The 26,660-nt window shown below is 68.9% G+C and carries 25 protein-coding genes and 1 pseudogene; 12 read left to right on the top strand and 14 right to left on the bottom strand.

Going from position 1 to position 26,660, the window contains the following annotated elements:
* Positions 1-26: 26 nt before the first annotated feature.
* Positions 27-2,337, bottom strand: a pseudogene (locus GR168_RS01390) (nitrate reductase); the annotation flags it as partial.
* Between the two features lie 303 nt (positions 2,338-2,640).
* Here GR168_RS01390 and GR168_RS01385 point away from each other — a divergent pair.
* Positions 2,641-2,853, top strand: coding sequence for a hypothetical protein (locus GR168_RS01385; RefSeq protein ID WP_058250921.1), 213 nt, complete (start codon positions 2,641-2,643; stop codon positions 2,851-2,853).
* A gap of 71 nt (positions 2,854-2,924) precedes the next feature.
* On the opposite strand, the gene GR168_RS01380 is transcribed toward GR168_RS01385, so the two are convergent.
* The 4 genes from GR168_RS01380 to GR168_RS01365 all read right to left on the bottom strand — a co-directional run bounded on the left by GR168_RS01380 (position 2,925) and on the right by GR168_RS01365 (position 6,190).
* Positions 2,925-3,434, bottom strand: coding sequence for an N-acetyltransferase (locus tag GR168_RS01380; RefSeq protein ID WP_159369812.1), 510 nt, complete (start codon positions 3,432-3,434; stop codon positions 2,925-2,927).
* Between the two features lie 40 nt (positions 3,435-3,474).
* Positions 3,475-4,728 carry a lipase family protein gene (locus tag GR168_RS01375; RefSeq protein ID WP_068972426.1) on the bottom strand — a complete coding sequence of 418 codons (1,254 nt, stop codon included), beginning with the start codon at positions 4,726-4,728 and terminating at the stop codon, positions 3,475-3,477.
* A 102-nt stretch (positions 4,729-4,830) separates the two neighbouring features.
* Positions 4,831-5,718, bottom strand: coding sequence for a DMT family transporter (locus GR168_RS01370; RefSeq protein ID WP_159369811.1), 888 nt, complete (start codon positions 5,716-5,718; stop codon positions 4,831-4,833).
* A gap of 52 nt (positions 5,719-5,770) precedes the next feature.
* Complete coding sequence (locus GR168_RS01365; RefSeq protein WP_159369810.1) at positions 5,771-6,190, bottom strand: VOC family protein; 420 nt, start codon at positions 6,188-6,190, stop codon at positions 5,771-5,773.
* Between the two features lie 72 nt (positions 6,191-6,262).
* Here GR168_RS01365 and GR168_RS01360 point away from each other — a divergent pair, with 72 nt between their 5' ends.
* A complete protein-coding gene (locus tag GR168_RS01360) occupies positions 6,263-6,838 on the top strand; it encodes a TetR/AcrR family transcriptional regulator (protein ID WP_159369809.1) in 576 nt (191 codons plus the stop codon).
* A 75-nt stretch (positions 6,839-6,913) separates the two neighbouring features.
* Here GR168_RS01360 and GR168_RS01355 read toward each other — a convergent pair whose 3' ends face one another.
* The 3 genes from GR168_RS01355 to GR168_RS01345 form a co-directional block, all read right to left on the bottom strand.
* Complete coding sequence (locus GR168_RS01355; RefSeq protein ID WP_159369808.1) at positions 6,914-7,849, bottom strand: EamA/RhaT family transporter; 936 nt, start codon at positions 7,847-7,849, stop codon at positions 6,914-6,916.
* Between the two features lie 14 nt (positions 7,850-7,863).
* Positions 7,864-9,123 carry a serine--tRNA ligase gene (serS, locus tag GR168_RS01350; RefSeq protein ID WP_068972421.1) on the bottom strand — a complete coding sequence of 420 codons (1,260 nt, stop codon included), beginning with the start codon at positions 9,121-9,123 and terminating at the stop codon, positions 7,864-7,866.
* Positions 9,124-9,189: 66 nt separating this feature from the next.
* Complete coding sequence (locus GR168_RS01345; RefSeq protein ID WP_238994989.1) at positions 9,190-9,615, bottom strand: ankyrin repeat domain-containing protein; 426 nt, start codon at positions 9,613-9,615, stop codon at positions 9,190-9,192.
* An 81-nt stretch (positions 9,616-9,696) separates the two neighbouring features.
* Between GR168_RS01345 and GR168_RS01340 the strand changes: the two genes are divergently transcribed.
* Positions 9,697-10,665 (top strand): cation diffusion facilitator family transporter, encoded by a 969-nt coding sequence (locus tag GR168_RS01340; RefSeq protein WP_159369807.1) that lies wholly within the window; start codon positions 9,697-9,699, stop codon positions 10,663-10,665.
* A gap of 143 nt (positions 10,666-10,808) precedes the next feature.
* Here GR168_RS01340 and GR168_RS01335 read toward each other — a convergent pair whose 3' ends face one another.
* The 3 genes from GR168_RS01335 to GR168_RS01325 all read right to left on the bottom strand — a co-directional run bounded on the left by GR168_RS01335 (position 10,809) and on the right by GR168_RS01325 (position 15,056).
* The gene (locus GR168_RS01335) at positions 10,809-12,053 is read right to left on the bottom strand and encodes an HNH endonuclease signature motif containing protein (protein WP_159369806.1); all 1,245 of its coding nucleotides are present in this window, start codon (positions 12,051-12,053) and stop codon (positions 10,809-10,811) included.
* 326 nt (positions 12,054-12,379) lie between these two features.
* Positions 12,380-13,414, bottom strand: coding sequence for a crotonase/enoyl-CoA hydratase family protein (locus GR168_RS01330; RefSeq protein ID WP_159369805.1), 1,035 nt, complete (start codon positions 13,412-13,414; stop codon positions 12,380-12,382).
* Positions 13,407-15,056: an acyl-CoA dehydrogenase family protein gene (locus tag GR168_RS01325; RefSeq protein ID WP_159369804.1), complete on the bottom strand. Its 1,650-nt coding sequence runs from the start codon at positions 15,054-15,056 to the stop codon at positions 13,407-13,409. Before GR168_RS01325 ends, GR168_RS01330 begins: the two co-directional genes overlap by 8 nt.
* Positions 15,057-15,177: 121 nt before the next feature.
* On the opposite strand from GR168_RS01325, the gene GR168_RS01320 reads away from it, so the two are divergent.
* The 4 genes from GR168_RS01320 (at position 15,178) to GR168_RS01305 (ending at position 18,127) form a co-directional block, all read left to right on the top strand.
* Entirely contained in the window at positions 15,178-15,921 is a 744-nt protein-coding gene (locus GR168_RS01320; protein ID WP_203235880.1) for a PaaX family transcriptional regulator C-terminal domain-containing protein, read from the top strand.
* A gap of 111 nt (positions 15,922-16,032) precedes the next feature.
* Positions 16,033-17,166, top strand: a complete 1,134-nt coding sequence (locus GR168_RS01315; RefSeq protein ID WP_159369803.1) for a septum formation family protein — start codon at positions 16,033-16,035, stop codon at positions 17,164-17,166.
* Between the two features lie 4 nt (positions 17,167-17,170).
* Complete coding sequence (locus GR168_RS01310) at positions 17,171-17,521, top strand: metallopeptidase family protein (RefSeq protein WP_058250909.1); 351 nt, start codon at positions 17,171-17,173, stop codon at positions 17,519-17,521.
* A 105-nt stretch (positions 17,522-17,626) separates the two neighbouring features.
* Positions 17,627-18,127: a hemerythrin domain-containing protein gene (locus tag GR168_RS01305; RefSeq protein ID WP_159369802.1), complete on the top strand. Its 501-nt coding sequence runs from the start codon at positions 17,627-17,629 to the stop codon at positions 18,125-18,127.
* A gap of 82 nt (positions 18,128-18,209) precedes the next feature.
* Here the strand turns inward: GR168_RS01305 and GR168_RS01300 are convergent, their stop codons facing one another.
* Positions 18,210-18,869 carry a histidine phosphatase family protein gene (locus GR168_RS01300; protein WP_058253726.1) on the bottom strand — a complete coding sequence of 220 codons (660 nt, stop codon included), beginning with the start codon at positions 18,867-18,869 and terminating at the stop codon, positions 18,210-18,212.
* Positions 18,869-19,837, bottom strand: coding sequence for a prephenate dehydratase (gene pheA / locus GR168_RS01295; RefSeq protein ID WP_159369801.1), 969 nt, complete (start codon positions 19,835-19,837; stop codon positions 18,869-18,871). Before pheA ends, GR168_RS01300 begins: the two co-directional genes overlap by 1 nt.
* 158 nt (positions 19,838-19,995) lie before the next feature.
* Between pheA and GR168_RS01290 the strand changes: the two genes are divergently transcribed.
* From GR168_RS01290 to GR168_RS23730, 4 genes are all read left to right on the top strand, one after another.
* Positions 19,996-20,748, top strand: a complete 753-nt coding sequence (locus GR168_RS01290) for a DUF2470 domain-containing protein (protein ID WP_159369800.1) — start codon at positions 19,996-19,998, stop codon at positions 20,746-20,748.
* A gap of 74 nt (positions 20,749-20,822) precedes the next feature.
* Positions 20,823-21,620, top strand: a complete 798-nt coding sequence (locus GR168_RS01285; RefSeq protein WP_159369799.1) for a type II CAAX endopeptidase family protein — start codon at positions 20,823-20,825, stop codon at positions 21,618-21,620.
* A 110-nt stretch (positions 21,621-21,730) separates the two neighbouring features.
* Positions 21,731-22,978: an oxygenase MpaB family protein gene (locus tag GR168_RS01280; RefSeq protein ID WP_159369798.1), complete on the top strand. Its 1,248-nt coding sequence runs from the start codon at positions 21,731-21,733 to the stop codon at positions 22,976-22,978.
* Positions 22,979-23,141: 163 nt separating this feature from the next.
* Positions 23,142-23,747: a cold shock domain-containing protein gene (locus GR168_RS23730; RefSeq protein WP_203235879.1), complete on the top strand. Its 606-nt coding sequence runs from the start codon at positions 23,142-23,144 to the stop codon at positions 23,745-23,747.
* Here GR168_RS23730 and GR168_RS01270 read toward each other — a convergent pair.
* Complete coding sequence (locus GR168_RS01270; protein ID WP_159369797.1) at positions 23,740-25,149, bottom strand: APC family permease; 1,410 nt, start codon at positions 25,147-25,149, stop codon at positions 23,740-23,742. The two genes, GR168_RS23730 and GR168_RS01270, sit on opposite strands and share 8 nt — an antisense overlap.
* Before the next feature lie 275 nt (positions 25,150-25,424).
* Between GR168_RS01270 and GR168_RS01265 the strand changes: the two genes are divergently transcribed.
* Positions 25,425-26,657 (top strand): LCP family protein, encoded by a 1,233-nt coding sequence (locus GR168_RS01265; RefSeq protein ID WP_238994988.1) that lies wholly within the window; start codon positions 25,425-25,427, stop codon positions 26,655-26,657.
* Positions 26,658-26,660: the final 3 nt, after the last annotated feature.

Here is a 26,660-nt window from a genome sequence, read left to right as displayed (position 1 = left end):
GTACGAATCCCGCACTTCGCAGTCACGAGCGTCATCGCCGCGGCACCCATCTTGAAGATCGGCTGCTTCGACGCCGAGTCCCAGTCGGTGATGGTCAGCTCGTTGGCCGCGCGATGGTGCCCGATGTCGTCGTCAGCGTCCCAGTACCCGTAGTGGAAGGGCACGAACAGCACGCCGCGACGGATGGCGGCGATCCGCACCGTTGCGCGGATCGCGCCGCGCGGGCTGGCGATCTCGACGAGGTCGCCGTCGTGCACACCGCTGCGCGCGGCATCCAGTGCGTTGACCTCCACCCACACCTCCGGCGCCGCCCCGTCGAGTTCGGGAGCGCGGCCCGTCTTGGTGCGGGTGTGGAAGTGGTAGACCGTTCGTCCCGTGATCAGCGCGAAAGGGTGGTCGGCACTGGGACTCTCGGGAGGTGGCAGGTGTGGCGCCGCCTTGACCAGCGCCCGCGCCGCCGGGTTGAGGTCGCGGTACTCATCGGGTTGTAGCGGCTCGCCGGTGAGCAGATCCTTGCCGTACGACTCGCAGTAGTCCGCCGCGCTGTAGAACCGACCGTCGGCGTAGAGACGCTCGGTACCGCCGGGAGCGTCCGCGGTGCACGGCCACTGCACGCCACCGCGAGTCCGCAGTAGCTCGTACGTCATCCCGCTGTAGTCGCACGGCCGGCCTGCGCTGCACGCCCGCCAGGCGTCGAAAGCGGATTCGGCATCCGTCCACGGGGGCAACGGCTTCCCATCCCGGTCGCGGAAATCCATGCGACGGGCGTAGTCGAGGAAGATGTCGAGGTCGGCTCTGGCCTCGCCGGGTGGATCGACCGCCTTCTCCGACAGGTGCACAGTGCGGTCGGCGTTGGTGAACGTGCCCGTCTTCTCACCCCATCCGGCGGCCGGGAGTACGACATCGGCGAGTGCGGTCGTCTCATTCGGGAACATGTCCTGCGCCACGACGAACACATCGTCCCGTTCGAGGATCGCCCGGATTCGCCCCAGCTCCGGCAGCGACACGGCGGGATTCGTGGCACTGATCCACAGCATCCGTATCGTCCCCTCTTCGGCGAGGCGGAAGATCTCCATCGCGTGGGTGGGCGGGTTTTCATGCGGGAGCCGGTCTTTCTCGATGTTCCACAGGTCGGCCAGTTCGCGCACGTGCGCGTCGTTCTCCCAGTTGCGGAACCCCGCGAGATCGCCGTCGGCCCCGCACTCCCTGGTGTTCTCGGCGGTGGGCTGGCCGTTCATCTGCAGCAGACCGCAACCGGGCCGCCCGAGCATCCCCCGGATGAGGTGGATGTTGTTGACCTGAACCGCCGCGGCGGTCGCCTGGTGCGATTGGTAGAAGCCCTGCAACACCGTCGACACCAGTCGTTCGGCGCTGCCCAACAGACGTGCGGCGTGACGGAGATCGTCGGCCGGGACATCGCAGATCTCGGCGACACGTTCCGGTGGATAGTCGTCGACCATCCGACGCAGGTCGTCGAAACCGACTGTGTGCGCGTCGATGTAGTCGTGGTCGACCCAGTCGTTGGCGATGATCTCGTGCAGCAGCCCGTTCATCAGCGCGACGTTCGTGCCGGGCAGCGGTGCCAGGTGGACGGTGGCATGCCGGGCCACCGGCGTCGTCCGCGGATCGACGCAGACGATGGCCGGCGGGTGTGGACCCGCGAGTCGGTCGAGGATGCGCATCCATGTGACGCTCTGGGTCTCGGCGATGTTGTGACCGAACAGCGCGATGGTGTCGGCATGGTCGAAATCGGTGTAGGTGCCGGGCTGACCGTCGCTGGCGAACGAGGCCTTCAGCGCTTCTGCGGCCGTCGCGGTGCACAACCGGGTGTTGCCGTCCACGTGGTCGGTGCCGATGGCTCCGTGGGCGATGACCCCGAGCGTGTAGTACTCCTCCAAGAAGAGCTGTCCGGACGTGTAGAAGCCGATTGCCGCGGGTCCGTGTTCGTCGAGCAGGGACCGGGACCGTTCGACGATGCGTCCCATGGCGTCGTCCCACGTCGCCTCTAACCAGCCGACCGTGCTGCCGCACGAGCGGGCGGGTCAGTCGGTCCCGAGACGAACTGGCCTGCCATCCGTAGAGATCCTTGACGTCGACGCGACCGCGGTTGACACGGTCATCGGCCCGGCCGCGGACGCCGACGATCCGGTCGTCGACCACCGCGATGTCGAGGGCATCGCCGTTGGAATGCAGGACCGACGCCGAGCGAACCCAGCGTTGCACCTCGTCAGGACTGATCCCGTCGCCCAGATGCTGATCGACCCGCACGGGCCATTGCTCACCCGGCGCGTACGGGGTGCGTCCACCCCAGAGGTCGTCGATGCGATCGGCCACGATTCCCTCCCTACGACGTGACGACGCCTTCGGACCGTCGGGGTGTACCCAACCGCGTCCGGAGTCATTCGTCGTCCGTGGGCCGCGATTCGACGCCGGCCGATTACTCCGACGCGATTGTGGGTAGCCCTCCGGCACGTTCGCTCGCGACCCGTTACCGACCCGTTGCGCGCGACACGATCCGAGCTCGACGACCTCGGCAAGGGGGTCCCGGGCGCGGACAGATTTCTACGATGAGGAACAGGGCTCACGGCCGGACACGACGTCGGACCGCGAGTCGCACACAACGACCGTGAGGAGAACATCATGGCCAAGTACCGCGTCATCGATTCGAGCGAGAACGTCGTCGAAGAGAAAGAGTTCGACGACGCCACCGGCGCATACGACTGGTTCAAGACCGTCGCCGCACCGGACGACAGCCTCGGCACCGTCATGCAGGTGCACGACGACGGCGAGTGGAAGAACTTCGAGGTCTCGGACGGGGGCACCAACGCCAGCCCGTCCGCCGACGCCGACTGAACCGCCTCCCCTCGGCAGGACGAGGTCGGCCACCCTTCGCGCCCCGGGTCTCCCGGGGCGCGAAGTCGTTCTCAGACCCCGAACGCAGCCGGGTAGGCGATCGTCCCGCTCGGCACCGGGCGCGCATCGTCGAGACGCAGCGCCATCATCGCCTCGTCCGGGACGTCGAACGGTGCGCGGATTCCGAATCGGGACGCGGGGACGAAACCGAACTTCGGGTAATACTCGGCGTGGCCGAGCACGACCACCAAGTTCTCGCCGTGTGCGCGGGCAACGTCGAGACCCGCGACGATGGCCGCGGAGCCCGCCCCGGACCGTTGACACGACGGCAACACGGCGCAGGGTCCGAGCGTGAGCGCCGGTGCCGCGTCGACGCGGCACCGCGAATACAACGCGTACCCGACGATCGTGCCGTCGGCGTCGGTCGTGACGATGGAGAGCCCGTCGATCCAGGCGTCGCTGTCGGCCCGCAGCTCATCGACGATCCGCGCCTCGTCGGGGGTCGGGAACGCCGCGAGCACCACGTCGCGGATCGCGTCGGCGTCCCCGTCACGCTCGGCGCGGGTCGTCCACCTGCTCACAGATTTTCCGTACGCCGCCGTGATGCCGCGCCGGTCGCTGTCACCGGCCGCACCCGCCGGCCGGCTGCCCGGAGAAGCGACTGTTGAGGAAGCCGAGCGCCTCGGCGCTCCACGGGATGAACGCCCGGGTGTGGTTCGAGCCGCGGTACTCGGTGAATGTCGTCGGCACCCCGCGGTTGCAGAACGAGCCGGCGAGGCGCGCGACATCGGCCGCGATCATCACACCGTCACCGGTGCCGTCGACGTTGCCGACCCCGAGCATCATGGGGCTGCGCGGGGTGCCGAGCGTCCCCATCACATTCTGCGAGATCGCCTGTCGTACACCGGGAACGTCCAGCAGGCCGCCGACCGTCGGCACGAGGAGCTGGTGATCGGTCAGACCCGGGTACTTGTCGGCGAACGCCTCGATGCACTCCCCCGCGACCTGTCCGAGGACCCGCTTGCCCTTCGGGGAGAGGTAGGACCGCATGTCGATGCCATAGGTCTCGGCGTACACCGCCATCAGAGCCGGGATCACGCCGGCCCAGTTCTCGCTGCCGTTGACATAGCCCAGATTGTTGGCCGGGTTCACCAGCACGCCACCCGCGGCGGCCCCGACGATGTTCAGCTCCGGCGCGTAGCGCGGCGCCAGCTCTGCACCGAAACCGGTGGGGATCGATCCGCCGGAGTAGCCGAACAGTCCGATCGGTGTCCGGGCCGGCGCCCGCAGGTGACCGAGTGCGGCACGCACGCCGTCGAGCGCGGCGTACCCCGATTCGCGCGCCATCGTCCAGCGCAGCCCGCGGCCCTCGTAGTCGGGGGCGGCAACGGTGTAACCGGCGGCGAGCAGACCGGAGATGAGCGTGATGTCGATCGGCGCCTCGCTCGCGTTGCCGCCGCGCAGCGTGTACGACGGGTCGCACTGCGAGCCGAGTGCGTCGTAGAACGAGTGGTAGGAGACGACGCGGCGCGGCGTCCCGGCGGCAGCGCCCGGCGGCGAGATGACCGTGGTGACCGTCGCCGTCGGCCTGCCGAACTGGTTCGTCGTCCGGTAGAGGATCTGGGTGGCCGAGATCGGAATACTGGTTCCGCGCCAACCCAACTCGACCTGCCGCGTGCGTAGCGCGGCACCCGGTGAACTCGATTCGTAACCCGCGGGCAATTCGTAGAACGGGTCCTGCGACGGCAACTGCGCCGGCGCTGCCGCGGGTACCGGAACGGGCGCCGCCGACACCGTGGGCGCGAGGAGGGACAGGGTCGTCGTCAGCCCGAGGATCGCGGTCAGCGTTCCGAGGCCGCGGGAGAGAAGCCGCATGGATCGTCATCCTGCCCGATATGCGGCGTCTGCTGTGCCGTTCGGTTCCGACTCGGCACGAGACCGCGCCCGGATGTCACACCGAAGGTCACACCAGGGGCGTCAGCCAGGGGTGGCGTCCGGCACCGGGTTCTCACCGGCCCGCTCGACCGCCTCGACCACCGGCGACATCGCCACCACCACCGCGCCGGCCACGGCAGCGACGAAGGCGATCACGGCGACGGCGCCCCAACCGGCACGCGTGGTGTCGCCGAGCACCAGGATGCCGATGACACCGGGGACGACCGTCTCGCCGACGACCAGAGCGGCCGACGCCGCGCTGACCGACCCCTTCTGCAGGGCGACGGTGAACATGTAGAAGCCACCCGGGCCACACAGGATGATCGCGTAGAGCGCCGGGTCGGTGAGCAGTTCACCGAGATCGAAGGGGTCGAGGCCGTCGAGGATGCGCACCGCGACCGCGAGGACCCCGAACAGCACGCCGGCGGAGAGGCCCGCCAGTACCGCGACACGACTCTGCATCCGCGGCAGGATCGCGGCGCCGAGTCCCAGGATCGCTGCTCCCACGACGAGCACCGCCCAGTGCAGCCACCATTCGTGCTCGTGACCCTCGTCGCCGGCCGAGAAGCCCAGCACGACCAGCGATACGACGACGACCGCGATCGCCGTCCAGTCGCGGACCGACAACCGCGCGTGCAGGAACAGCGTGGCGAGCACGACGGTCACTACGAGGTTCGCACTGACGATCGGTTGCGCCAGGAACAGTGGGATCATGCGGGCGGCGACCATGTTGCCCAGGAATCCGATCCCGTCGAGCGCCGTGCCCGCGAGGAACGACACCGTCAGCATCGCGGTGATCGTCGACCGCAGCGACGGCGCCTCCCCCGGCGCGCCGGTGTCCTCGACACTCTGCGCGCCGCGCGCCTGCAACACCGACGCGGTGCCGTACGCCAGCGCCGCGAACACCGCCGCGAGGATCCCGATCAGCATGGTCGAACAGTAGCCACCGCCGGGCGGTCGTGCGGGACGATGACGATCGCGATCAGTTCGTCGACGCGTCGGCGACGTAGGCGTCGGCGAACTCGTCGGCCGCGGGGATCGGCTGGATGCAGTCGAGGAGTACGCCGTCGGGACCTTCGACGATGAAATGCCGCTGACCGAAGTCCTCGTCGCGCAACTCGAGTACCGGACGGAGTCCGTGTTCGTCCGTGAGACGCCGGTAGAGCACGTCGACGTCGTCGACCTCGATGTTGACCAGCAGTCCGGCGGCGGGTCGGCGGTGGCCCTCGGGGATCGTCGGATGAGTCGCATCCACGAGCCCCAGCTCGAACACGCCGGTGCGCATGCTGACGTACCAGTCCGCGGAGAAGGTGACCTCAAAGCCGAGAACCCGCTGGTAGAAGCCTGAGGCCGCGGCCACGTCCGTGGACATGAGAACCGGGTAGACGCTGGTGACGTTCATGTGGAACTCCTTTACGTACGATGTGTTTGTATAACCGACTATACATACGCAGCGTACGTAAAGGAACCTTCCGTGCCGAGAGCCTCCGCCGCGGCCGCAGCCGAAACGGCCCGTGCCGTCCTCGCCGCCGCCACCCGTCAGTTCGCCGATCGTGGATTCGCCGACGTGTCCCTCGACGATGTCGCCGAAGCCGCGGGCGTCACCCGCGGCGCCGTCTATCACCACTTTCGCAACAAGGGCGCGCTGTTCGCGGCGGTGGCCGCGGCCTGCCACCAGCAGGTCGCCGATGCGGTCGTCGCGGCGGCCGAAGCCGCCGGCACCGACCCGGCGAGTCAGTTGAGTGCCGGGTCGCACGCGTTCGTGGACGCGATCACCAGTGGAGCCGCCGTGCGCATCCTGCTGATCGACGGACCTGCGGTGGTCGGCTGGGACGAGTGGCGCCGACTCGACGAGGCCGGGTCGGCGACCCATCTGCGCGAGGCCCTCGTGGCGGTCGGCGTCGACGGCGAGTTGGTCGACGTGATGACGATGCTGTTGTCGGGTGCGATGAACGAGGCCGCCCTCTGGCTCGCCCGGCATCCCGCCGACGACACCGCACGCGAACGCGCCCACCGCGCACTGGATCGGCTGCTCGCCGCGATCGTGTGACAATCCGCTGAGATCACGTTGCGATTTGTCCCGGAAGGCGGCTCGAATCGCAACGCGAACCGTGGGCCTCGTGGCCTATCGCCGTTCGACCTCGCGCGGCGGATGGCCGTACCCGCGAGGCGCATTCGTCGCATCGGCCGTCTCGACCGCGGTGACAGCACCCGACGACGCCAGTACGACGCCGCCGAGAACTGCGCCGAGGAAGGCCACGATCGCGACCGGACCCCATCCGGCACGCGTGACGTCGCCGAGGAACGCGATGCCGACCGCCCCGGGCAGGACCGTCTGACCGACGACCAGCGCGGCGGCCGCGCCGTTGACCGAGCCGGTCTGCAGCGCCACGGTGAACAGGTAGAAACCGCCGATCCCGCTGAGCAGCAACGCATACAGCGCGGGGTCGGTGAACAACACCGACAGATCGAGTGGGTCGAGACCGTCCAGGATGCGAGAGGCCACCGCCATCACACCGAAGACGGCCCCGGCGATGAGACCCGTCACCGCCGCGATGTGCTTACGCAAGCGGCGCATCACGATGACGCCCAGCGCTATCAGCGCCGGTCCGGCAACGAGTACCGCCCAGTGCATCCAAGCATCGTGCTCCACGCCTTCGCGGCCCGCCGAGAGCGCGAGCAGCACCAACGACAGCACGATCACCGCCCCGGAGATCCAATCCCGCAGCGTCAGGCCGACTTTCAGGACCACCATCGCCAGCAGCGCGGTGGCCACCAACCGTGCGGAGATGATCGTCTGCGACAAGAAGAGCGGGATCAGCCGTGCCGACGCGATGGTCGCGACGAAACCGATGATGTCGAAGACGAATCCGACGAGGAACGGCACCGTGAGCATGGTGGCCGCCGTGGAGCGCAACGACGGATGCGCGGCGGCCGACCGACGGCGCTCCTCACGGATCGCCGCTCGCTGCGCGACCTGCTCGGCGCCCAGCGCCTGCAGCACCGCTGCGGCGGCGAACGCCAGCGAACCGATCACCGCGATCACGATGCCGGCGGTCATGACAGGAGCTCAGCTCACCGCGGGGTGAGCACGTCGGTGCCCACGAACTTGGCGAGTTCGGCGGGCAGCCGGACCGAACCGTCGGGTTGCTGGTGATTCTCGAGGATCGCGACCAGCCAGCGGGTGGTCGCCAGCGTTCCGTTGAGCGTCGCGGCGGTCTGCGGTTTGCCGTTCTCGTCGCGGTAGCGGATCGAGAGGCGTCGTGCCTGGAACGTGGTGCAGTTCGACGTCGAGGTCAGCTCGCGGTAGGTGCCCTGCGTCGGCACCCAGGCTTCGCAGTCGTACTTCCGCGAGGCCGACGAGCCGAGGTCGCCGCCGGCGACATCGATCACGCGGTACGGCACGTCGATGGCGGCGAGCATGTCCTTCTCCCAGCCCAGCAGGCGCTGGTGTTCGGCCTCGGCGTCCTCGGGCCGGCAGTAGACGAAGCCCTCGACCTTGTCGAACTGGTGGACGCGGATGATGCCGCGGGTGTCCTTGCCGTAGCTGCCGGCCTCGCGTCGGAAACAGGTCGACCAGCCGGCGTAGCGCTTCGGACCGTCGGACAGGTCGAGGATCTCGTCCATGTGGTACCCCGCGAGCGGCACCTCCGACGTGCCGACCAGGTACAGGTCGTCGTCCTTGTCGAGGTGGTAGACCTCGTCGGCATGGGCGCCGAGGAACCCGGTTCCCTCCATGACCTCCGGCCGGACCAGCACCGGCGGGATCATCAAGGTGAACCCGTTCGCGGTGGCCTTCGCCGCGGCCATGTTCAGCAGTGCGAGCTGGAGCTGCGCACCCTGGCCGGTGAGGAAGTAGAACCTCGACCCCGACACCTTGGCGCCGCGCTCCATGTCGAGCAGTCCGAGCGACTCACCGAGCTCGAGGTGGTCCTTCGGGTTCTCGATGTCACGGGGCTCGCCGACGTGCTCGAGGACCACGTAGTCGTCCTCACCGCCGGCGGGCGCCCCATCGGCGACGATGTTGGAGATGGCCCGATGGGCCTTCGCCGCGGCCGCATCGGCCTCGGACTGGCGCGCCACCGCGGCCTTGACCTGCTCGGCGAGTTCTTTGCCCTTGGCCAGCAGCGCCTGCTTGTCGTCGCCCTGTGCCTTACCGACCTGCTTGCCGAGAGCTTTCTGCTCGGATCGCAACGCGTCCGCCTCGACGATTGCCGCCCGGCGCTCGGCGTCGGCGGCGAGCAGCGCGTCCACCAGGCCCGGGTCCTCACCGCGAGAGCGCTGTGAGGTGCGGACGAGGTCGGGGTTGTCGCGAACAGTCTTCAGGTCGATCACGACTTCAAACCCTACTTGAGAGCGCGATGCGAACCCGATCACGCCGCCGCGGTCCCCGGGGAGGTCTCAGCTCCACAGCCGACGCAGGTCCTCACGGCCGAACATCGCTGCCGCGGCATCGGCAGCCGGAGTCCCCACGTGCGGGTCCGCCCCGGCGTCGACGAGCGCCTGCACCACGTCGTCGAAACCCTTGAACACCGCGCCCGCCAACGGCGTCTGCCCTTTGTCGTTGGCGAGGTCGGCGTCGGCGCCGCGGTCGAGGAGGGCCGACACCGTCGACGCGTGGCCGTGGTACGCCGCGAGCATGAGGAGCGAGTCACCGGACTGGTTACGCAGATCGGCCGGGACGCCGGCGTCGAGGTAACCGGCGAGCGTGTCGGTGGCACCGGACCGCGCCATGTCGAAGAGTCGGGTGGCCAGTTCGACGACCTCGGGGCCCGGGGCGTCGATGCCGGGCCCGGCCTCGGATGCATCGTCGGAATGGGTTGCCACTCCCGCGAGTGTAGGCGCGGCCGACACTCCCTCGATCTGGGTGAGGCCGCGGGCACCGCATCGTGTGGGAGACTCGGCGCAGTGACTCCTCCCGACGAGCAGCACGAATCCGGCGGACCCGGCGAGAGTTTCCTGACGGTCGTCATCGCGTTCGTGTCGAACCTCTTGATCGCCGTCGCCAAGACCGGCGCCGCGATGGTCACCGGCTCCGCGTCGCTCGTCGCCGAAGCGGCCCACTCGTGGGCCGACACCGGGAACGAGATCCTGCTGCTGATCGCGGAACGACGTGCCCATCGGCCCCGGGATGCCCGTCATCCGCAGGGCTACGGACGTGAGGCGTACATCTGGTCGATGTTCGCGGCGTTCGGGTTGTTCGCGGTCGGAGCCGCGGTGTCGGTGCAGCACGGCATCACCGAACTGCTGTCACCGGAGCCGGCGACGGATTACGGCATCGCCTATACGGTCCTGGCGATCGCCGCGGTACTCGAGGGCATCTCGTTCGTGCGGTCGTATCAACAGGCGAAGCGCGGCGCGGTCAAGCGTCGGATCGGTCTGCTACGACAGGTCTTCCGCACCTCCGACCCGACTCTCCGTGCCGTCTTCGCCGAGGACGCGGCCGCGCTCATCGGTCTGGCCATCGCCTTCGTCGGAGTGCTCCTGCACCAGGTCACCGGGTCGGCCACCTACGACGCGATCGGGTCGATCCTGGTGGGCGTGCTCCTCGGAGTCGTCGCCATCGTCCTGATCAACCAGAACAGGCGGTTCCTGCTCGGGCAGGCGGTCGACGACGCCGTCCAGCAGCGCGTCCTCCGGGACCTGCTCGCGCACAGCAACATCGAGCGGGTCACCTATCTGCATGTCGAGTACACCGGGCCCGTTCAGCTGTTCCTCGTCGCCGCAGTCGATTTCGAAGGTGACGACGCCGAGTCCTCGGTGGCCGTCGCTCTCCGGCGACTCGAGAACGAGCTGGAGCGCGACCCGCGAATCACGGAGGCGGTACTCACCCTCTCTGCCCCCGGCGACGCGGACCTCGTGCCCGACGCACCCTGATCCTCTCCGGGATCTCGTAGCGCAAAGGCGCGCCATAGGCCGTGTCCTTGCTACGAGATCCCGGTGATTCCGTTTCACACTGTGGAGTTGTCAAAGGTCGTGTGGCGCCGGGTCGACGCCGGAGGGTCTGGTCTGTGGACTGTCTAGACGGGAGCGTCGTCGAGCCGCATGGTGCGTCGGTTGTAGGCCGGCCGGGGTAGGCGTCGCGGGTCGATGTCGGCGGGTGGGATCAGCCACGGGTGCCGGTCGGGACCCATCACCACTTGCCAGCCGTGGTGGTGCACCTGGGTGTGACAGCGCTGGCAGAGTAGGCACCCGTTGTCGAGATCGGTGGGACCACCATCGGCCCAGTGCACGAGGTGGTGGACTTGGGTATGTGCTGCGGGGGCACCGCATTTCACGCAACACCGATCCCGCACGACGATCGCCTGCCGCAGATGGTGCGTAAACAGGCGTTTCGTGGTGCCCATTTGTAGCGGCACGCCCTCGTCGTCGAGGACGATCTCGGCCACCCCGCCGTCACACGACAGCCGTCTTGTCGTCGACTCCGAGACCGCCCCCATCCACGGCAGCCGTGCCGGATCAGCGCCGTCGGCGGGGATGGTCACCAGGAGTTGGGTGCGGGGTGCGCCGGCCGAGGTCATCGCCGCGCCGATTGCAGCTTGATCCAACAACAGCTCCAGCGCATCGGCACGGCGCTCGGCCGCACCGCGACGATCCGTCGCGCCGTCGGGTTCGGGACGCGGGCAGGACCGTTCGTCGATCATGGACACGAACTTCTCTCCGATCACCGCGGTCACATCTCCGGTGATCGCGACCCGCCCGTCTTCGGTGATGTGGGTGTGCACGGTGTTCAGCGACGCATCATCGGCCGCCGCCACAGTGCTGAGGTCGGTAGCGGCGACCCGGATGGCGATCCCACGGTCGTGGTCGTCGATCTCGGTCGGGGTGGCGCCGGAGAATGCCTGCGCAAGCAACTCGCTCTCATATCCGCTGCGCTCGTCGTCGGACAGCGGTGACGCGGATCGCTTGTTCACCAGGGTGATTCCACGGATCACCGCATCAACACACTCGGCAGACAGATAACCCTCGGCGGCACAGTCAAACACCTTCGGCACCGACTCCAGCCCGCTGGCGGTGCGCACATAGCGGTGCGCGGCCGCGGGTGGCATGCCCATCTCGATCAGTGCGTTTCGTGTGGTCGACCCCGCCCGCGCTGCCGCACCTGTGTCGTCGAATAGTGCTGTGTGCACGGCGATCTGGTGATCGAGCACGTTGCGCAACATCCGTAGTTCGTCGAGCCGCTCGTGTAGCGCGCGGCCACTGCCGTCGTCGGGCGGCGGTTGCAGGACGGTGAGGGTGTCGCGGAGTTCGGTGATCGAGGGCATGACATCAAGCTACTCGCAATCACGTTCGACGACGAGATTTCTCCACAGCCCTCATTGTCGCGAATCCTGTTGCGCAGCAGTCGCCGTCAATCGCGCCCCAGTGGTGAACCGTGGTGGACTGTGGTGAACAGAAACCCCACCAGTCACAGACGCCGGACGGGTGCACCGGGGGGCACCGCCTCGGACGCCGGGCCCTTCGTGACGCGCCCTCCGCAAGCTCCGGACGCTCCTCAGGGGGCGGTGGGGGCCGCGCCCTCCGCTAGCTCCGGGCGCTCCTCAGGGAGCAGGGCGAGGGGCGCAGTTCGCTCACGCCAGTGCGGCGTCGATCACTCTGTCGGCGACCGGAATTGAGCACGCTTCCAGTCGCCGTTGATCTCATCGCGTTCGCGGACGGCGTCCCGGAACCCGACGGTTGCGGCCCGCTGCTGGAAGGCGTAGCCCTCGCGGGTGTGGCGGGAGATGCCGTCGAAGACCGTGCTGATCATCCCCGAATTCGCGACGCCCTGAGCCAGGAGCGCACTGTTGAGCGCCAGTTTGGCCATCACGAGTTGATTGATCGGCATGCGGGCGATCCGCTCGAGCAATGCCTCCGTCCGGTCGTCGAGCTCGTCGGCCGAGGGCGCCTCGACGGCCAGCCCCCACTCGTGCGCCTGTGCGCCCGACAGGCAATCGCCGGTGAACAGCAGTCGCTTGGCGCGCTGATCGCCGAGCCGATGAGCCCACATCCCCGCGGCGGGGATGCCCCACACCCGGGTCGGCGGATAACCGATCTTGGTGTCGTCGGCGCAGATGATCTGGTCGGCGTAGAGGGCGATGTCCGTGCCGCCGGCGACGGCGAACCCGTGCAGCTTGGCGACCGTCGGCTTGTTCGCGTGGAGCAGGCTGGCGAAACCGCGGTTGAACCTGCTCATCATCGCGTAGTCGATCATGGGATCCCAGGTGCGGCCCGGGTCGTGATTGCGTGCCTGCACAACGGGATCGAGGACAGTGCCGGTCCGTGGGTTGACGGCATGGGGATCGACGGCCTCTGACGGGTCGCCGCCGTTCTCGGCGAAAGTCGACAGGTCGTATCCGCCGCAGAAACCCTTGCCCCGCCCGGATACGACGATCACGTGGACACCGGGGTCGAGGTCGGCGCGCTCCACCGCGTGCGACAGTTCGACGGGGGTGTCGACGGTGATCGCGTTGCCCTGATCCGGCCGGTTGAAGGTGATACGGGCGATCCGGCCGGTGACCTCGTAGGTGAGCGTGCGGTAGTCGACATCCGGCTCACGTCCGGCGCGGCCGGTGAACAACGAGTCCGGACCGCCGCGCAGGTCGTTGCGCCACGCGGCCGGCGGCGAGCCGGACGACTCATCCACGGACGTTGTCCTGCACGGTCTTCGGCGTCACCCGTTCGATGATCGACGCCGTGTCGATCCCCGACGGCAGCGTGCCGAACACGTCCCCCCGGTCGTTGCCGAGCCGACTCGCGGCGAACGCATCGGCGACCGCCGGATGGCCGTACCGCACCAGCAGGGAGGCCTGGAGGAGCTGGGCCATGCGGCCGACGACCCGCCGGGCCCGGTACTGCATCGCGTCCAGGTCGCCCAGCTCCCGTCGGAGTTCGTCGGCCGCGGCGTCGAGGTGCCGGTCCGCCCCTGCCGCACTGTCGATCTCGTCGAGGAACACGGTCACCGTGTCGGGCTGTTTGGCCATCGCCCGCAACACATCGAGCGCAGCCACATTCCCCGACCCCTCCCAGATCGACATGAGCGGCGACTCCCGGAAGAGCCGCGGCATCCGCGACTCCTCCACATATCCGTTGCCGCCCAGGCACTCCAGCGCTTCGGCGGCATGGATCGGGGCGCGTTTGCACACGTAGTACTTGCTGACCGCCAGCGAGATCCGCCGCAGCGCATCCGCCCGGGTGTCGCCTGCGGTCGCCTTGTCGGTCAGTTCCGCGAGCCACAGTGCCGTCATCGTGGCTCCTTCCGACTCGACCGCGAGATCGGCCAGCACGTTGCGCATCAGCGGTTGGTCGACGAGCGCGGCGCCGAAGGCCCGGCGGTGGGTGGCGTGATGGGCGGCCTGGGCGACGCCGACCCGCATGCCGGTCGCCGAGCCGAGGGTGCAGTCCAGGCGGGTCATGTTCACCATCTCGATGATCGTCGCCACCCCGCGGCCCTCGTCACCGACGAGCCACCCGACCGTGTCGTCGTACTCGACTTCGCTGCTCGCGTTGGAGTGGTTGCCCAGCTTGGCCTTCAGCCGCTGCAGCATAAAGGTGTTGCGGGAGCCGTCGGGCAGCACCCGCGGCACGAAGAAGCACGACAGACCTCCCGGCGCCTGCGCCAGCACCAGGAACACATCGCACATGGGTGCGGAGGTGAACCATTTGTGGCCGGTGATGCGGTACGTCCCGTCCGGTTGGACGACGGCTGTCGTGGTGTTCGCGCGAACGTCGGAGCCGCCCTGCTTCTCGGTCATCGACATTCCGGCGGTCAGCCCCGCTTTCGACAGCGGCGCCCGGAGACCGGGATCGTAGGTCGTCGAGACGAGCAGCGGCTCGTACAGCCCGGCGAGTTCGGGGTTGGCCCGCAGTGCCGGCACCACCCCGTAGGTCATCGACAACGGGCAGCTGTGCCCGGCGTCCACCGAACCCCACACGCTCGACTTCACCGCACGCTCGAAGTGCGCCGTCGGACTCGGGTCCGACCATGCGGTACCACCGAGACCGAAACCGATACCCGTCCGCATCAGGTCGTGATAGGCGGGGTCGTAGGTGACCTCGTCCACCCGGTTGCCGTAGCGGTCGTGCGTCCGCAGTTCCGGCGGGTGGGACTCGGCGAGGTCTCCCCATCCGAGCGCTTCGGCACCACCGGCGAGACGGCCGATCCGGTGCAGGTCCTCGAGCATGTGGTCGGCGCCCGCGCGGTGAACCGCCTCGGAGATGGCCGGATTGTCCGCGGCGTCGAAGTCGACGAGTTCGGGGACCTGATTGGTGACGACGTGGGTGGACATGGCGGAACCCGCTTCCTGGTGGAGGTCGTGATCCACGGTATTACATCATTCTGCTGTGCGCCAGAGTCTTGTAATACCCGTCGTCGCCGCCGAGCCGAACCCGCCCGATAGCATCGACGCCGTGCCCGGACGCGTGGACATTCCCAAGCTCACGGCGCGATCGGTCATCCTCAGCGCCCTCCTCGGCCTCGACTCCCCCGATGCGTCGATCAACGGGCTCCTGGCCACGGCCACCGAGCTCGGGCTCCGCGAATCGACCGTCCGGGTGGCGCTGACGCGACTGGTCGCGGCGGGAGATCTGGAACGCATCGACGGCAGATGCCGACTCTCGCCCCGCCTGGTCGAACGACAGCTGCGCCAGGACCGGGCACTCCATCCGGCACGGCGGGACTGGGACGGCAGCTGGGATCTCGCGATCGTGACGATCGGTTCGGAGAGCTCGACCGAACGGGCGCTGCTGCGCGACACGCTGCGGAAGGCCCGGCTCGGCGAGATCCGGGAGGGCGTCTGGGCCCGCCCGGCCAACCTCGACATCGAGCTACCGCCCGAACTACGCCGTCGTCTGAGTCTCTTCCGCGCGGCTCCCGAGGAGGCGTCGACCGAGCTGGCCGCACGACTGTTCACCCCGTCGACCTGGGCGGGGGCCGCGGACGAATTGCTCGACGCACTCGCTGCCGCGGCGACGGTCGCCGATCGATTCGAGGTCGCCGCCGCCATCGTGCGGCACATCCTCCGCGACCCGCTCCTGCCCGGGCAACTCCTCCCCGACGCTTGGCCCGGGGATCGGCTCCGTACGGGTTACGAGGGCTTTCGCAGCGAGCTCACCGGACTCACCGCCCGGCACCTGGCACCCGACGGGGAATGAGGAACCGGTCTGGCGAACCCGACCGGCGCGGTCATGCGCTGCATCGGCCCGGTCCGGCCATCGGCGCACGAGGGTGTGCCCCGTCCGGTCCGTTAGGCATGATGGATCCCGATGAACGCGCCCGACCCCGACCGCAGCCACCCCGCCGACGCCGACGCACCGGCCGGCGGACCCCGCCGACCAGGCGCTTTCGCCCGCAACCCGGTCTTCGTGGTCCTGGGCGCGATCGTCGTCGGCGCACTCGTGGCGGGCGGGATCGCCTTCGCTGCGGGGGTCTTCGACGACAGCGGCAGCGTCGGCGGCAGCAACATCGGCGAGGGTGAGCGGTTGGTCGAGAACGCCTTCACGAAGTCGGTCGCGGGTGACTGTCTGGACTGGCCGGCCGGCAACCCCGGCCAGCCGGTCGATGTGCCGTGCGAGCAGAAACACCGCTTCGAGGTCGCGGGAGCCATCGACACCGCATTGATCCCCGGCGCGGAGTTCGGCGAAGACGCTCTGTGGCCCGGCGCCGAGCGGTTCGCGACGATCCGCGACGAACAGTGCCCGGTGATGGTGGACCAGTATCTCGCCGGGCGCCTCGACCCGCAGGGCCGCTTCGCCGTCGGGATGATGTACCCCTCCCAGGTGCAGTGGGACAAGGGCGCGCGTCAGCTGCGGTGCGGGGTCCAGGAGAACGGCGCCGACGGAGCCCCGGTCCAGTTCTCCGGCCGGGTCGCCGACCAGAACCAGTCGTACGTCTGGCCCGAGGGCACCTGCGTCGGCATCGATCCCGAAACCCGAACCCCGACCGGATTCGCGGTGAGTTGCGCTGAGCCGCATGCCTTCCAGACCACCGGGATCGTTGATCTGTCGGTCCGCTTCGGCGACCGGATGTCGAACAAGCCGTGGCCGCCGACCGGCGCCCAGAACAGTTACCTCGGCTCGATCTGCCCGGTCCAGGCCGAACGGTTCGTGGGCGGGCGCAAGCAGCTCGACGCGACCACGCTCAACGTCCAGTGGTCGGTGCTCAGCGAGCCGAGTTGGCTCGCCGGAAGCCGCAAGGTGGTGTGCTACCTCGGGCTACCCGACAAGCGCGGCGGCTTCGCGACCCTGGTGGGCGACGCCAAGGGCGGCGCACTGCTGATCAACGGGCGTGCGCCGGTCGCACCCCCGGAGGCGCCACCGGGCCGGGCCTTGCCGACGCCGGTGCCGCTCCCGCCGGGCATCGCGCCCAACCCCGCCGAAGCACCGGCCCCGGCGGGCTGACCCGATGGCCGTGTACATGTCCGACGACGAGTTCGACGGGCTGGTCTCCGACGCGCTGGACACCATCCCCGGCGAACTGACCGACGCCATGAACAACGTCGTGATCCTCGTCGAACCGCACAACCCGGAAGAACCCGGCATCCTCGGGCTGTATCACGGTGTGGCACTGACGATGCGGACCACCGACTACGGCGGATTCCTACCGGACACCATCACCATCTACCGCGACCCCATCCTCGCGATGTGCCACTCGCGGGAGGAGGTCGTCCACGAGGTGGCGGTCACCGTCGTCCATGAGATCGCACACCACTTCGGCATCGACGACGAGTGGCTGCACGCCAACGGCTGGGGCTAGTGGCGTGGCCGGCGCGCCGATGCCGCCGTCTCGATGTTTGACCTGCGGCGAAACGCGGTACGAGGGATAGCAGATCGAGCAGCCCTCTATCTCAGGAGTACGTCCATGTCCTCAGACGCCATCGTCATCCTCCGGGACGACCACAAGGAGATCCGCAAACTGTTCCGCGACTTCAGGTCGCAGGGCGACAACGCCGTGAAGACCAAGGGCAAGATCGTCGACAAGATCATCGAGGCCCTCACCGTGCACACCTACATCGAGAACGAGGTGATGTACCCCGAGATCCGCAAGCGGGTCCCCGATCTCGAGGACGACATCCTCGAGTCCTACGAGGAGCACCACGTCGCCGACGTACTCGTCGTCGAGTTGGCCGCTCTCTCACCGGACAACGAACGGTTCGACGCCAAGACCACCGTCCTGATCGAGAACGTGGAGCACCACATCGAGGAGGAAGAGGACGAGTGGTTCCCGAAGGTCCGAGAGACGCTGAGCCGCAAGGAGCTCCGGGAGATCGGTGAGGAGATGCTGCGCCGCCGGGAGAAGGCTCCCCGACGCCCGTCGCAGCCCTCGGCGCTGAAGAAGACAGTCGACGCCATCATCAAGTAACCCTTCGTGACGCTCGCAAGCTCGCTCCTCAGGGAACGGGGTGACGTCGCAAGCTCACTCCTCAGGGAGCGGAGGGACGCCGTCAGCCCATCGGTTCGTCGACGAGCGGCTCGTCGGCGATTTCGAACGGGGCCGTCGTGGCTCCCCATCGGGTGCACACCCAGATGCCGTCGGAGTACTCGAGTTCGATGGAACCGGTGTTGCCGAGGTGGGTCGCCGCGGCGAACCGGGAGTCGATCCCGGCGAGCCGGGCGGCGATCAGGCGGATGGCCGCACCGTGACTCACCAGGAACACATCGCGCTGGTCCGGTCCGGTGAGGTACATGTCGGCGAGGTCCTCGACCGTCGGCAGGTACCGGTCGTAGACCATCGCGAGGGATTCGCCGCCGGGGATGCGTGCGTCGAGGTCGCCGGCGTGCCAGCGGTGCATGATGTCCTGGAAGACCTCATGCGATTCGCGGTCGGAGCGGTCCTCGAGCTCGCCGGCCTGGACCTCGTGCACGCCGTCGATCGCCGCGGTCTCCACATCCCACACCGACCCGATCAGCTCGGCGGTCTGCCGGGCGCGGAGCGCGCGTGAACTGAGCAGCACCGCGTGCTGTTCCGGCACGTTCTCGAGACCGAACCGAACACCCTGTCGCGCACCGAAATCGGTGAGTGCGGCACCGGGAAGAGCGGTGTCGAGGCGACGCATGACGTTCGAGGTGGTCTCACCGTGACGGACCAGATGCAGCCGCGCCATCACTCGCCTCCCCGACGCATCGAGTCGACCCAGGCCAGCGACTCGGTGTGGTCCGGTGGCGCGGAGCCCGTGGTGCGCACCGCGGGCCACGAGCCGAGGAACACCACCCGCTCGCACCGGCGGTGAAGGGCGGCAAGGGCTTCGGCGACGGCCGCGTCGTCGATGTGCCCGACCGCGTCGAGGAAGAACCGGTACCGGCCGGCGATGCTGCGACCCTGGGCCTCGTCGCGCTGCGGGCGCGACTCGATACGAGTGAGGTCGATTCCGCGCGAGGCGAATTCGTTCATCGCCGCCATCAGGCTACCCGGCTCGTTCGACAGGTCGAGGATGACCGAGGTGCGGTCGGCGCCGGTGCGTGGCAACGGCACCCCGGGCCTGCCGAGCAGGAGGAACCGCGTGGTCGCCTCCCGCGCGTCGGCGACGCCGTCGGCGAGCACGACGAGTCCGGACAGGCGCGCCGCGAGCCCCGTGGTGACCGCGGCGTCCGCTTTCCCGGCCGCGACGTCTTGCGCGGCAGCGGCATTGGAGCTCGCGATCACGAACTCGGCGTTGGGGAAAAGCCCACCGATCGACTGACGCACCTGCGCAGAGGCAACCGGGTAGGCGGCGATCGTGCGGACATCGGCCGCGGACATCGGGGTGGCTGCGGCGATCGCGAACGAGATGTCGAGCACCGTCTCGGCGAAGGCCTGCACCCGACCGTCGGCGGCGTCGGCCGCGGGCGGCACCAAGGCGTCCATCGTCGCCGGCACCGAACCCTCCAGCGAACTCTCGATCGGCACACAGCCGTAGTCGGCATCTCCGGTGCGGATCATGGCGATGGTGGCGGCCGGACTCGACGCGGCGACCCGGTCGACCCCGCCCGACAGGTCGAGGCCGTCCGCGGACTGTTGTTCGGCGAGGACCGCGTCGAGCGCCATCTCGGTGAAGGTTCCGGGCGGGCCGAAGTAGGCGATCACAGGCACCACACGAGCCTAGTGGAACAGGCCTGCCGAGACCCTTTCGCGCATGTGTCCCAGGCTCTACGCAGGGGCGTCGAAACCATTGACGCGTGCGCTCCGGGTATTTAGGTTAGGGTTACCTTTCAAACGACCCGCGCCCCGCGACGCCGACCGGAGAGACTGTCATGACGAGAACGACGACCGACCGCCCCACGGATGCCGAGATGATCCAGACGGCTTGTCGTCGCGGCGGTTCCGCCATCCTGGCCGTCGAGGGCGCGGACGCCACCCCGATCGACGTCGTGCACCTCTTCGAGTCCCAGGCCTTCGTCCTCGTCCCCACCGACGGCGACGCGATGCGGACCGTCGACGGCGCCGAGGGCGTGCCCGCCATGCTCGAGGTCACCGACTGGGCACCCATCGACTTGCGTGAACGCGTGCGTTCGGTGATCTGGCTGAACGGCACGTTGCACGAGGTCCCGCGCGACCTGGAACGCGACCTGGCCATCGAGATCGCGGGCGAACACCCCGACGACGGTCTCCTCGACATCGGACACGGCGCGTCGATGATGCGTCTGCAGGTCGACACCGCGGTCATCGCGTCCTCGGACGGCGCGACGTCGGTGTCGGCCACCGAGCTCGCCGACGCCGACCCCGACCCCTTCTGGGAGCACGAGGGCAGCTGGCTCGAGCATCTCGACAGTGACCACGCCGACATCGTCGGACAACTGGTCCGCAAGCTTCCCGTCGAGCTGCGCACCGGACGGGTGCGGCCGCTCGGCCTCGATCGCTTCGGCATCCGGTTCCGCATCGAGGGACTCGACAGCGACTCCGACGTCCGCCTCCCGTTCGCGCGGCCGGTCTCCGACGTGTTCGAACTGTCCCGCGCGCTGCGGAATCTCGCGGGCTGCCCGTTCCTGAACTCGATGCCCGACTGACCCGGCTTCCGTAGCAACGCCGCCCGCGGATCACGCATCCGCACCACGGATCGCGGGATTCTAGGCTGACCGGCATGGTCTTGCGCGAGTACCTCACACCGTCGCCCCACGGCATCCCGGTCGTCACCGACCGGACCGAACGACGCGGCATCATCGTCGAACTGGTCATCGTCGGTGTCCTCACATTCGCGTTCTCGGCGCTGTCCGCGGCACTCGCACTGCTCGAGGCGCAGCTCGCCGGCGGTATCGGCGAGACGACCGTCGCACTCAATCCCAGCCGCTCCGACCTCGGTCTCATCGACGCCGTCCGGCAGATCATGGGCGGCCTCCGACTGTTCGCCATCGCCGCCTTGGGCATATACCTGTTGTGGCGCAGCGGGATCGGACTGTCACGTGTCGGTCTGGGTCGGTGGACCCCGCGCCGCGACATCCCCTCGGGACTGGTCCTCGCCGCCGTCATCGGTCTGCCCGGCCTGGGACTCGTCGCCGTGGCCCGGGCCCTGGGCCTCAACGCGAGCCTGGTGCCCAGCCAGGCCGACACCTGGTGGGAGTGGCCGGTTCTGGTGCTCATCGCGATCGGCAACGCCGCCGCCGAGGAGATCGTGGTGGTCGCGTACTTCATCACCCGGTTGCGACAACTCGGCGTATCCGACAACGCGTCGCTCGCCGCCAGCGCGATCCTCCGCGGCGGCTATCACCTGTACCAGGGCTTCGGCGGCGGACTCGGGAATCTGGTCATGGGCGTGGTCTACGGTCGCTTCTTCCAGGTCACCGGCCGCGTCTGGCCCCTCGTGATCGCCCACGCGGTCATCGATGTGGTCGCCTTCGTCGGCTACGGACTGCTCCGCGACCATCTGTCCTGGGTCGGCTGAGAACCGAGACATCGTCGACCGTGCGGCCTTTCCCGTCGACTGCGCACTCCGACCGTGCGCCCCTACCGGCCACCATTGAACGGGGTGAGATGATTCGCTAGATTCGTCTCATGACCGTCGATGCGCCGTCCGACCCGACCGCCGAGCCGGCGAGCCTCCCTTTCCCGCGACGCCATCGAGCCGCCGAGTCCCGCGGCCGGCGCATCGGCAGACTGCTCAAGGTCTACAACCACCTCCGTGAACCCGGCGACGACGAGCTCGCGGAGCTCGGGCGTCGGCTGCGCACACGGGACGAACCCGCCGCGGCGCTGGTTCGGGCCATGCGCCTCCCGCGGGACGCCGACGGCCGGGTCACGATGCGCCAGTTCGAGTGGGCCCTCGCCGGCGACATGCCCTCCGATGCGCCCGACGCCCTGCGCGACTTCTTCGCACTCGTCGAGAAGACACCGGACTGGGTCGACCCCGCTCTCTGCGACCGCGGCGCCGCCGTCTATCGGCGGTTCGGCCAGAACGCCAACGACGTCCTGCTCCAGCTCTCCCTGATCGGCGGCTACCGCTTCGGCGGTCCCGCCGACCTGCTGGTCGCGACCGGCGGCCTCACCGGGAACACGGTCATCCGACGACTCGGCGAGACGCAGACCTGGGCCATCGCGGTCGGCGAACCGGGCGGGATGGCACGCGACGGCGACGGCTGGCGACTCACCGTCCATGTGCGCCTCATGCACGCCCTGGTCAACGAGCGGTACGAGCACAACGGCCGCTGGAACATCGACCAGTGGGGTCTGCCGATCAACCAGTCCGACCTCGCCGCGACGCTGAACCTCTTCAGCGGCGCACTGATGATGGGGGTCCGCGCCCTCGGCGTCCCGGTGAGCCGTGACGACTCCCGCGCCCTCATGCACCTCTGGAAGTACGTCGGTTGGCTGATCGGCGTCGACGACGACTGGCTCTTCGACTCCGAACGCGACCAGCATCAGCTGAGTTATGCGGTCTTACTGGCGCAGCACGACGTGACCGACGCCGGCGCGGCCCTCACGACAGCGATCGTCGACGCCCAGAGCCGCTTGCACTACCGGTTGTTCCCCCGCCTCGCCGCGCGCTACACCCGCGCCCGCCTGCTGAGCATGCTGCAGGGCTTTCTCGGCGTGCGCGGCATGCGCGACCTCGGTCTCCGCCCTGCGGTGCCGTGGGCGTTCGGTCTCGCGTGGGTCCGCAACACTGTTGCGTACCAGGTCATCGCACGGACACCGGCCGGTCCGCGCTATCTGGAATGGACCGGCACCCGTTCCCGACGCCGCGCACTCTTCCGCCACTTCGGCCCGGACGCCCCCGAGATCGGATCGCTCGCGGAGCGTTGAGAAGCCGTATGACGTCGTGTCCGGACCCCGGGCTCGAGCTCATGCGGATTCCCCATGCCTCCGCCAACACCCCTGACGTTGCGGCATTCAGGCCCACCCGGACGCGATGTACCCCAACGGTAATTCACTGTCGCGCCACGGGTCCGGCGCCTACGGTGGACCGATGTCGACAACCGGGACGATCCGCGAATGGCACCACGACGAGGGCTGGGGTGTCATCGAGTCACCGGCGTTGTCCGGCACCGTCCACGTGACCACTTTCGTCGTCCGTGTTCTGGCCGTTCAGAATCTCGACGAGCTGTCCCTGCCCGGCTTGCGTCCGGGGACCGTCGTCGACTTCGACCATGCGATAGCAGTCCCACCGGAAAGCGGATGCCGATATGTGGCGCTCTCGGTCTGGCCGACCGAGGTGGCCCGGCCGGATCCGAAGCACAATGGCGTGTTCCGAACTGCCTTGTGGCACAGCGTCGGTGACGCCGGACCGGATGGACTCACGATAATCGAGGAGACCGTCCTCACCGACACACCTACGTCACCGCCGGCTGCCCTCGGCCCGAACACCACCGGGACCGTTCGGTCGTGGAACGACGAAGAGGGTTGGGGCGTACTCGATTCCGATGCCACCCCGGGCGGGGCGTGGGCGTTCTACAGCGAGATCGTCGGTACCGGTTTCCGGGACCTGGTGCCGGGGCAGACCGTCGAATTCCAGTACGAGCGAGCGAGTCAGGACGGATACGACTACCGCGCGAACAACATCCGCGTCAGGTGAGGCGCCGGGAGCTGTGGTCGTCGTCGATGTCGTCGTGGTTGACCCGGCGCCCACCCGACCCGGTCACACGCGCGAGGAGATAGAGCACGAGTCCGACGACGATCAGGATGCCCGCGCGCACCCAGGTCGACGCGCTCTGCTGCGTCATCAGGACAATGCAGGAGATCACCGCGAGCACGGGCAGGATCGTCGGCGCCCGGAAGTGGTCGGTGTCCGTGCGGTCGCGGCGCAGGACGAGGACAGCGACGTTGGTGCTGACGAACACGAACAGCAGTAGGAGCACCACCGTCTCGGCGAGTGCCGCGACGGTCCCGGTTGCCGAGAGGATCATCGCGACGGCGGTGGTGGCCACGATCGCCGTCCACGGCGTCCGACGACCGGGCAGCACCTTCGCCAGCGCACCCGGCAGCAGCCCGTCGCGGGCCATGCCGAAGGTCAGGCGCGACGCCATGATCATCGTGAGCAGCGCGCCGTTCGCGACGGCGATCAGCGCGATCAGGGAGAACAGCTGGTCGGGTATTCCGACATCGGCGATCGAGACGACCTCGAGCAGCGGGCCCGACGACTCCACCAGGCGCTCGGGTGGCGCGACGACCGACACGGCGAGACCGACGAGGACATATACGACGCCGGCGGCGAGCAGCGCACCGAACAGCGCCTTCGGGTAGACCCGCCGCACGTCACGGACCTCTTCGGCCATGTTCGCGGAGGTCTCGAACCCGACGAACGAGTAGTAGGCCAGCAACGCCGCGCCCAGCACGGCGAGAGCCGGAGTGGTCTCGTCGGTGAACTCCAGCACCCGCTGCGGCTCACCGTCACCGCGACCCAGCACGATCCCGGCCAGCACGACGACGAGCACGAGTCCGGAGACCTCCACGATCGTCATCACCACGTTGGCCCGCAGGGACTCGGTGATCCCGCGGGCGTTCAGCGCCGCGACGGCGAGCAGGAACACCAGCGCCGCCGCGGTGGTGGGCACGTCGAGAAAGACCTGCAGGTAGTCACCCGCGAAGGCGAGCGCCAGCCCGGCGGCACTCGTCACTCCGGCCGCCAGCATGCAGAATCCCACCAGGAACGAGATGAGCGGATGGCGGTAGGCGTGCCGCGCGAACACCGCCGCGCCGCCGGCCCGCGGGTACTTGGTGACGAGCTCCGCATACGACGCCGCGGTCAGCATCGCCAGCGCGAGGGCGAGCGCCAACGGCACCCAGATCGCTCCCCCGACCTCACCGGCGACCTCCCCGACGAGGGCATAGATGCCCGCACCGAGGACGTCGCCCAGGATGAACAGGAACAGGAGTTTGCCGGTGATGGCGCGATTCAGCGGGGTGTGCCCGCCGTCGGTCCGGGCGTCATCGTTCCCGGAGTCCTGCGACGCGTCGGCGACGTGTTTGTCGGTCATGGCGTGTCCTGTACCCCGTTCGGTCCGGAACGAGACCTTATGTGGGCGGTTCGACCCCACGTCGGCAACCAACCGACCGACATCCGTGGCCACCGCCCATGCGTACATTGGTTGGGATGAACGAGCAGGACCCGCCGATCCTCCGGCGAGGTCGCCCCGGACCGCCGATGCCGCCCGGGCGGCCAGCGGGCCCGTCTCCGCGCCCGGGGCCGCCACCCGGACAAGGCCACCGCCCGCCTCCCGGTGCCGTCGGTCCGTCCGCTCATCCGCAGGCCATGCCGCGGATCCCTGCACGCGGTCCCGACCCGCGCCGGGCGCCGGGCCCCGGTCCCACCGGCCGGCCCCCGCACCCGTCCCCGGCCGATCGGCCGCCACCGTCGGCGCGGCCCGCTCCCGGCGGGTATGCGCCCACCCAGAAGCCGGAGCCGATCCCCGACGATCGGTCTCGTGGACCTCATCCGCCGCGTGGCGACCGTCGCGACCGCGACCGGGCCGTCGGACGTCCGCCCGCGCCCCCGCGGCCGGCCGGTCCTCCCCGGCCCCGGCGCACGGGGCGCCGCGCGGTCCGGGTGGGCAAGATCCTGATGATCCTGCTGCTCGTCGTCGTCCTCGGCAGTGTGGGACTGCTGTTCTACTACGACACGAGACTGGACCGGATCGACGCCCTGCCGGCCTACGCCGGACGCCCGTCGGACACCCCCGGCACCAACTGGCTCATCGTCGGCACCGACTCGCGATCCGATCTCACCGAGGAACAACGCCGGGCGCTGGCCACGGGTGACGCCGACGGCTCCCGCACCGACACGATCATGCTCGTCCACAACCCACCCGGCGGCGGCAAGGCGATCGTGGTGAGCATCCCGCGCGACCTGTACGTGGAGGTGCCGGGTCACGGCAGCCTGAAGATCAACGCCTCGTTCAGCATCGGCGGTCCGGCGCTGCTCGTGCAGACCGTCGAGAACCTGACCGGCATCCGCATCGACCACTACGCCGAGATCGGCTTCGGCGGATTCGACACCCTCGTCGACTCGGTCGGCGGCGTCGACATGTGTATCGACCAACCGCTCAACGACCCCAAAGCCGGTCTGCGCCTGGCGAAAGGCTGTCACCGCCTCGACGGCAGGCAGGCTCTCGGGCTGGTCCGGACGCGCGCATTCCCGCGCGCCGACCTCGCGCGAGTGGTCAATCAACGGAAGTTCCTCGCCGCACTCGTGTCTCGGGCGACCAGTCCGTCGGTCCTGCTCAACCCGTTCCGACTCTTCGGATTTGTCGGCGGCGCCATCGACGCGCTCACCGTCGATGAGCGAGATCACATCTGGAACCTCGCGTCCCTCATGTTCGCGCTGCGCGACCCCATCACGACGACGACCCCGGCCGGCGAGAGCACCTTCACCGACGAAGGACTGGCGCTGCCCGTCACCGAGCAGACCGAGGAGTTCTTCGGCTACCTCCGCGCAGGTCAGCCCGTCCCCGACGAGCTTCTCGTCGACGCCGGCGGGCCGTCGTGAAAG

Source organism: Gordonia sp. JH63 (genome assembly GCF_009856645.1).
Taxonomy (GTDB): domain Bacteria; phylum Actinomycetota; class Actinomycetes; order Mycobacteriales; family Mycobacteriaceae; genus Gordonia; species Gordonia hongkongensis.
The sequence above is the reverse complement of the archived record's forward strand: the minus strand, read 5'-3'. Positions and strand labels throughout refer to the sequence as shown.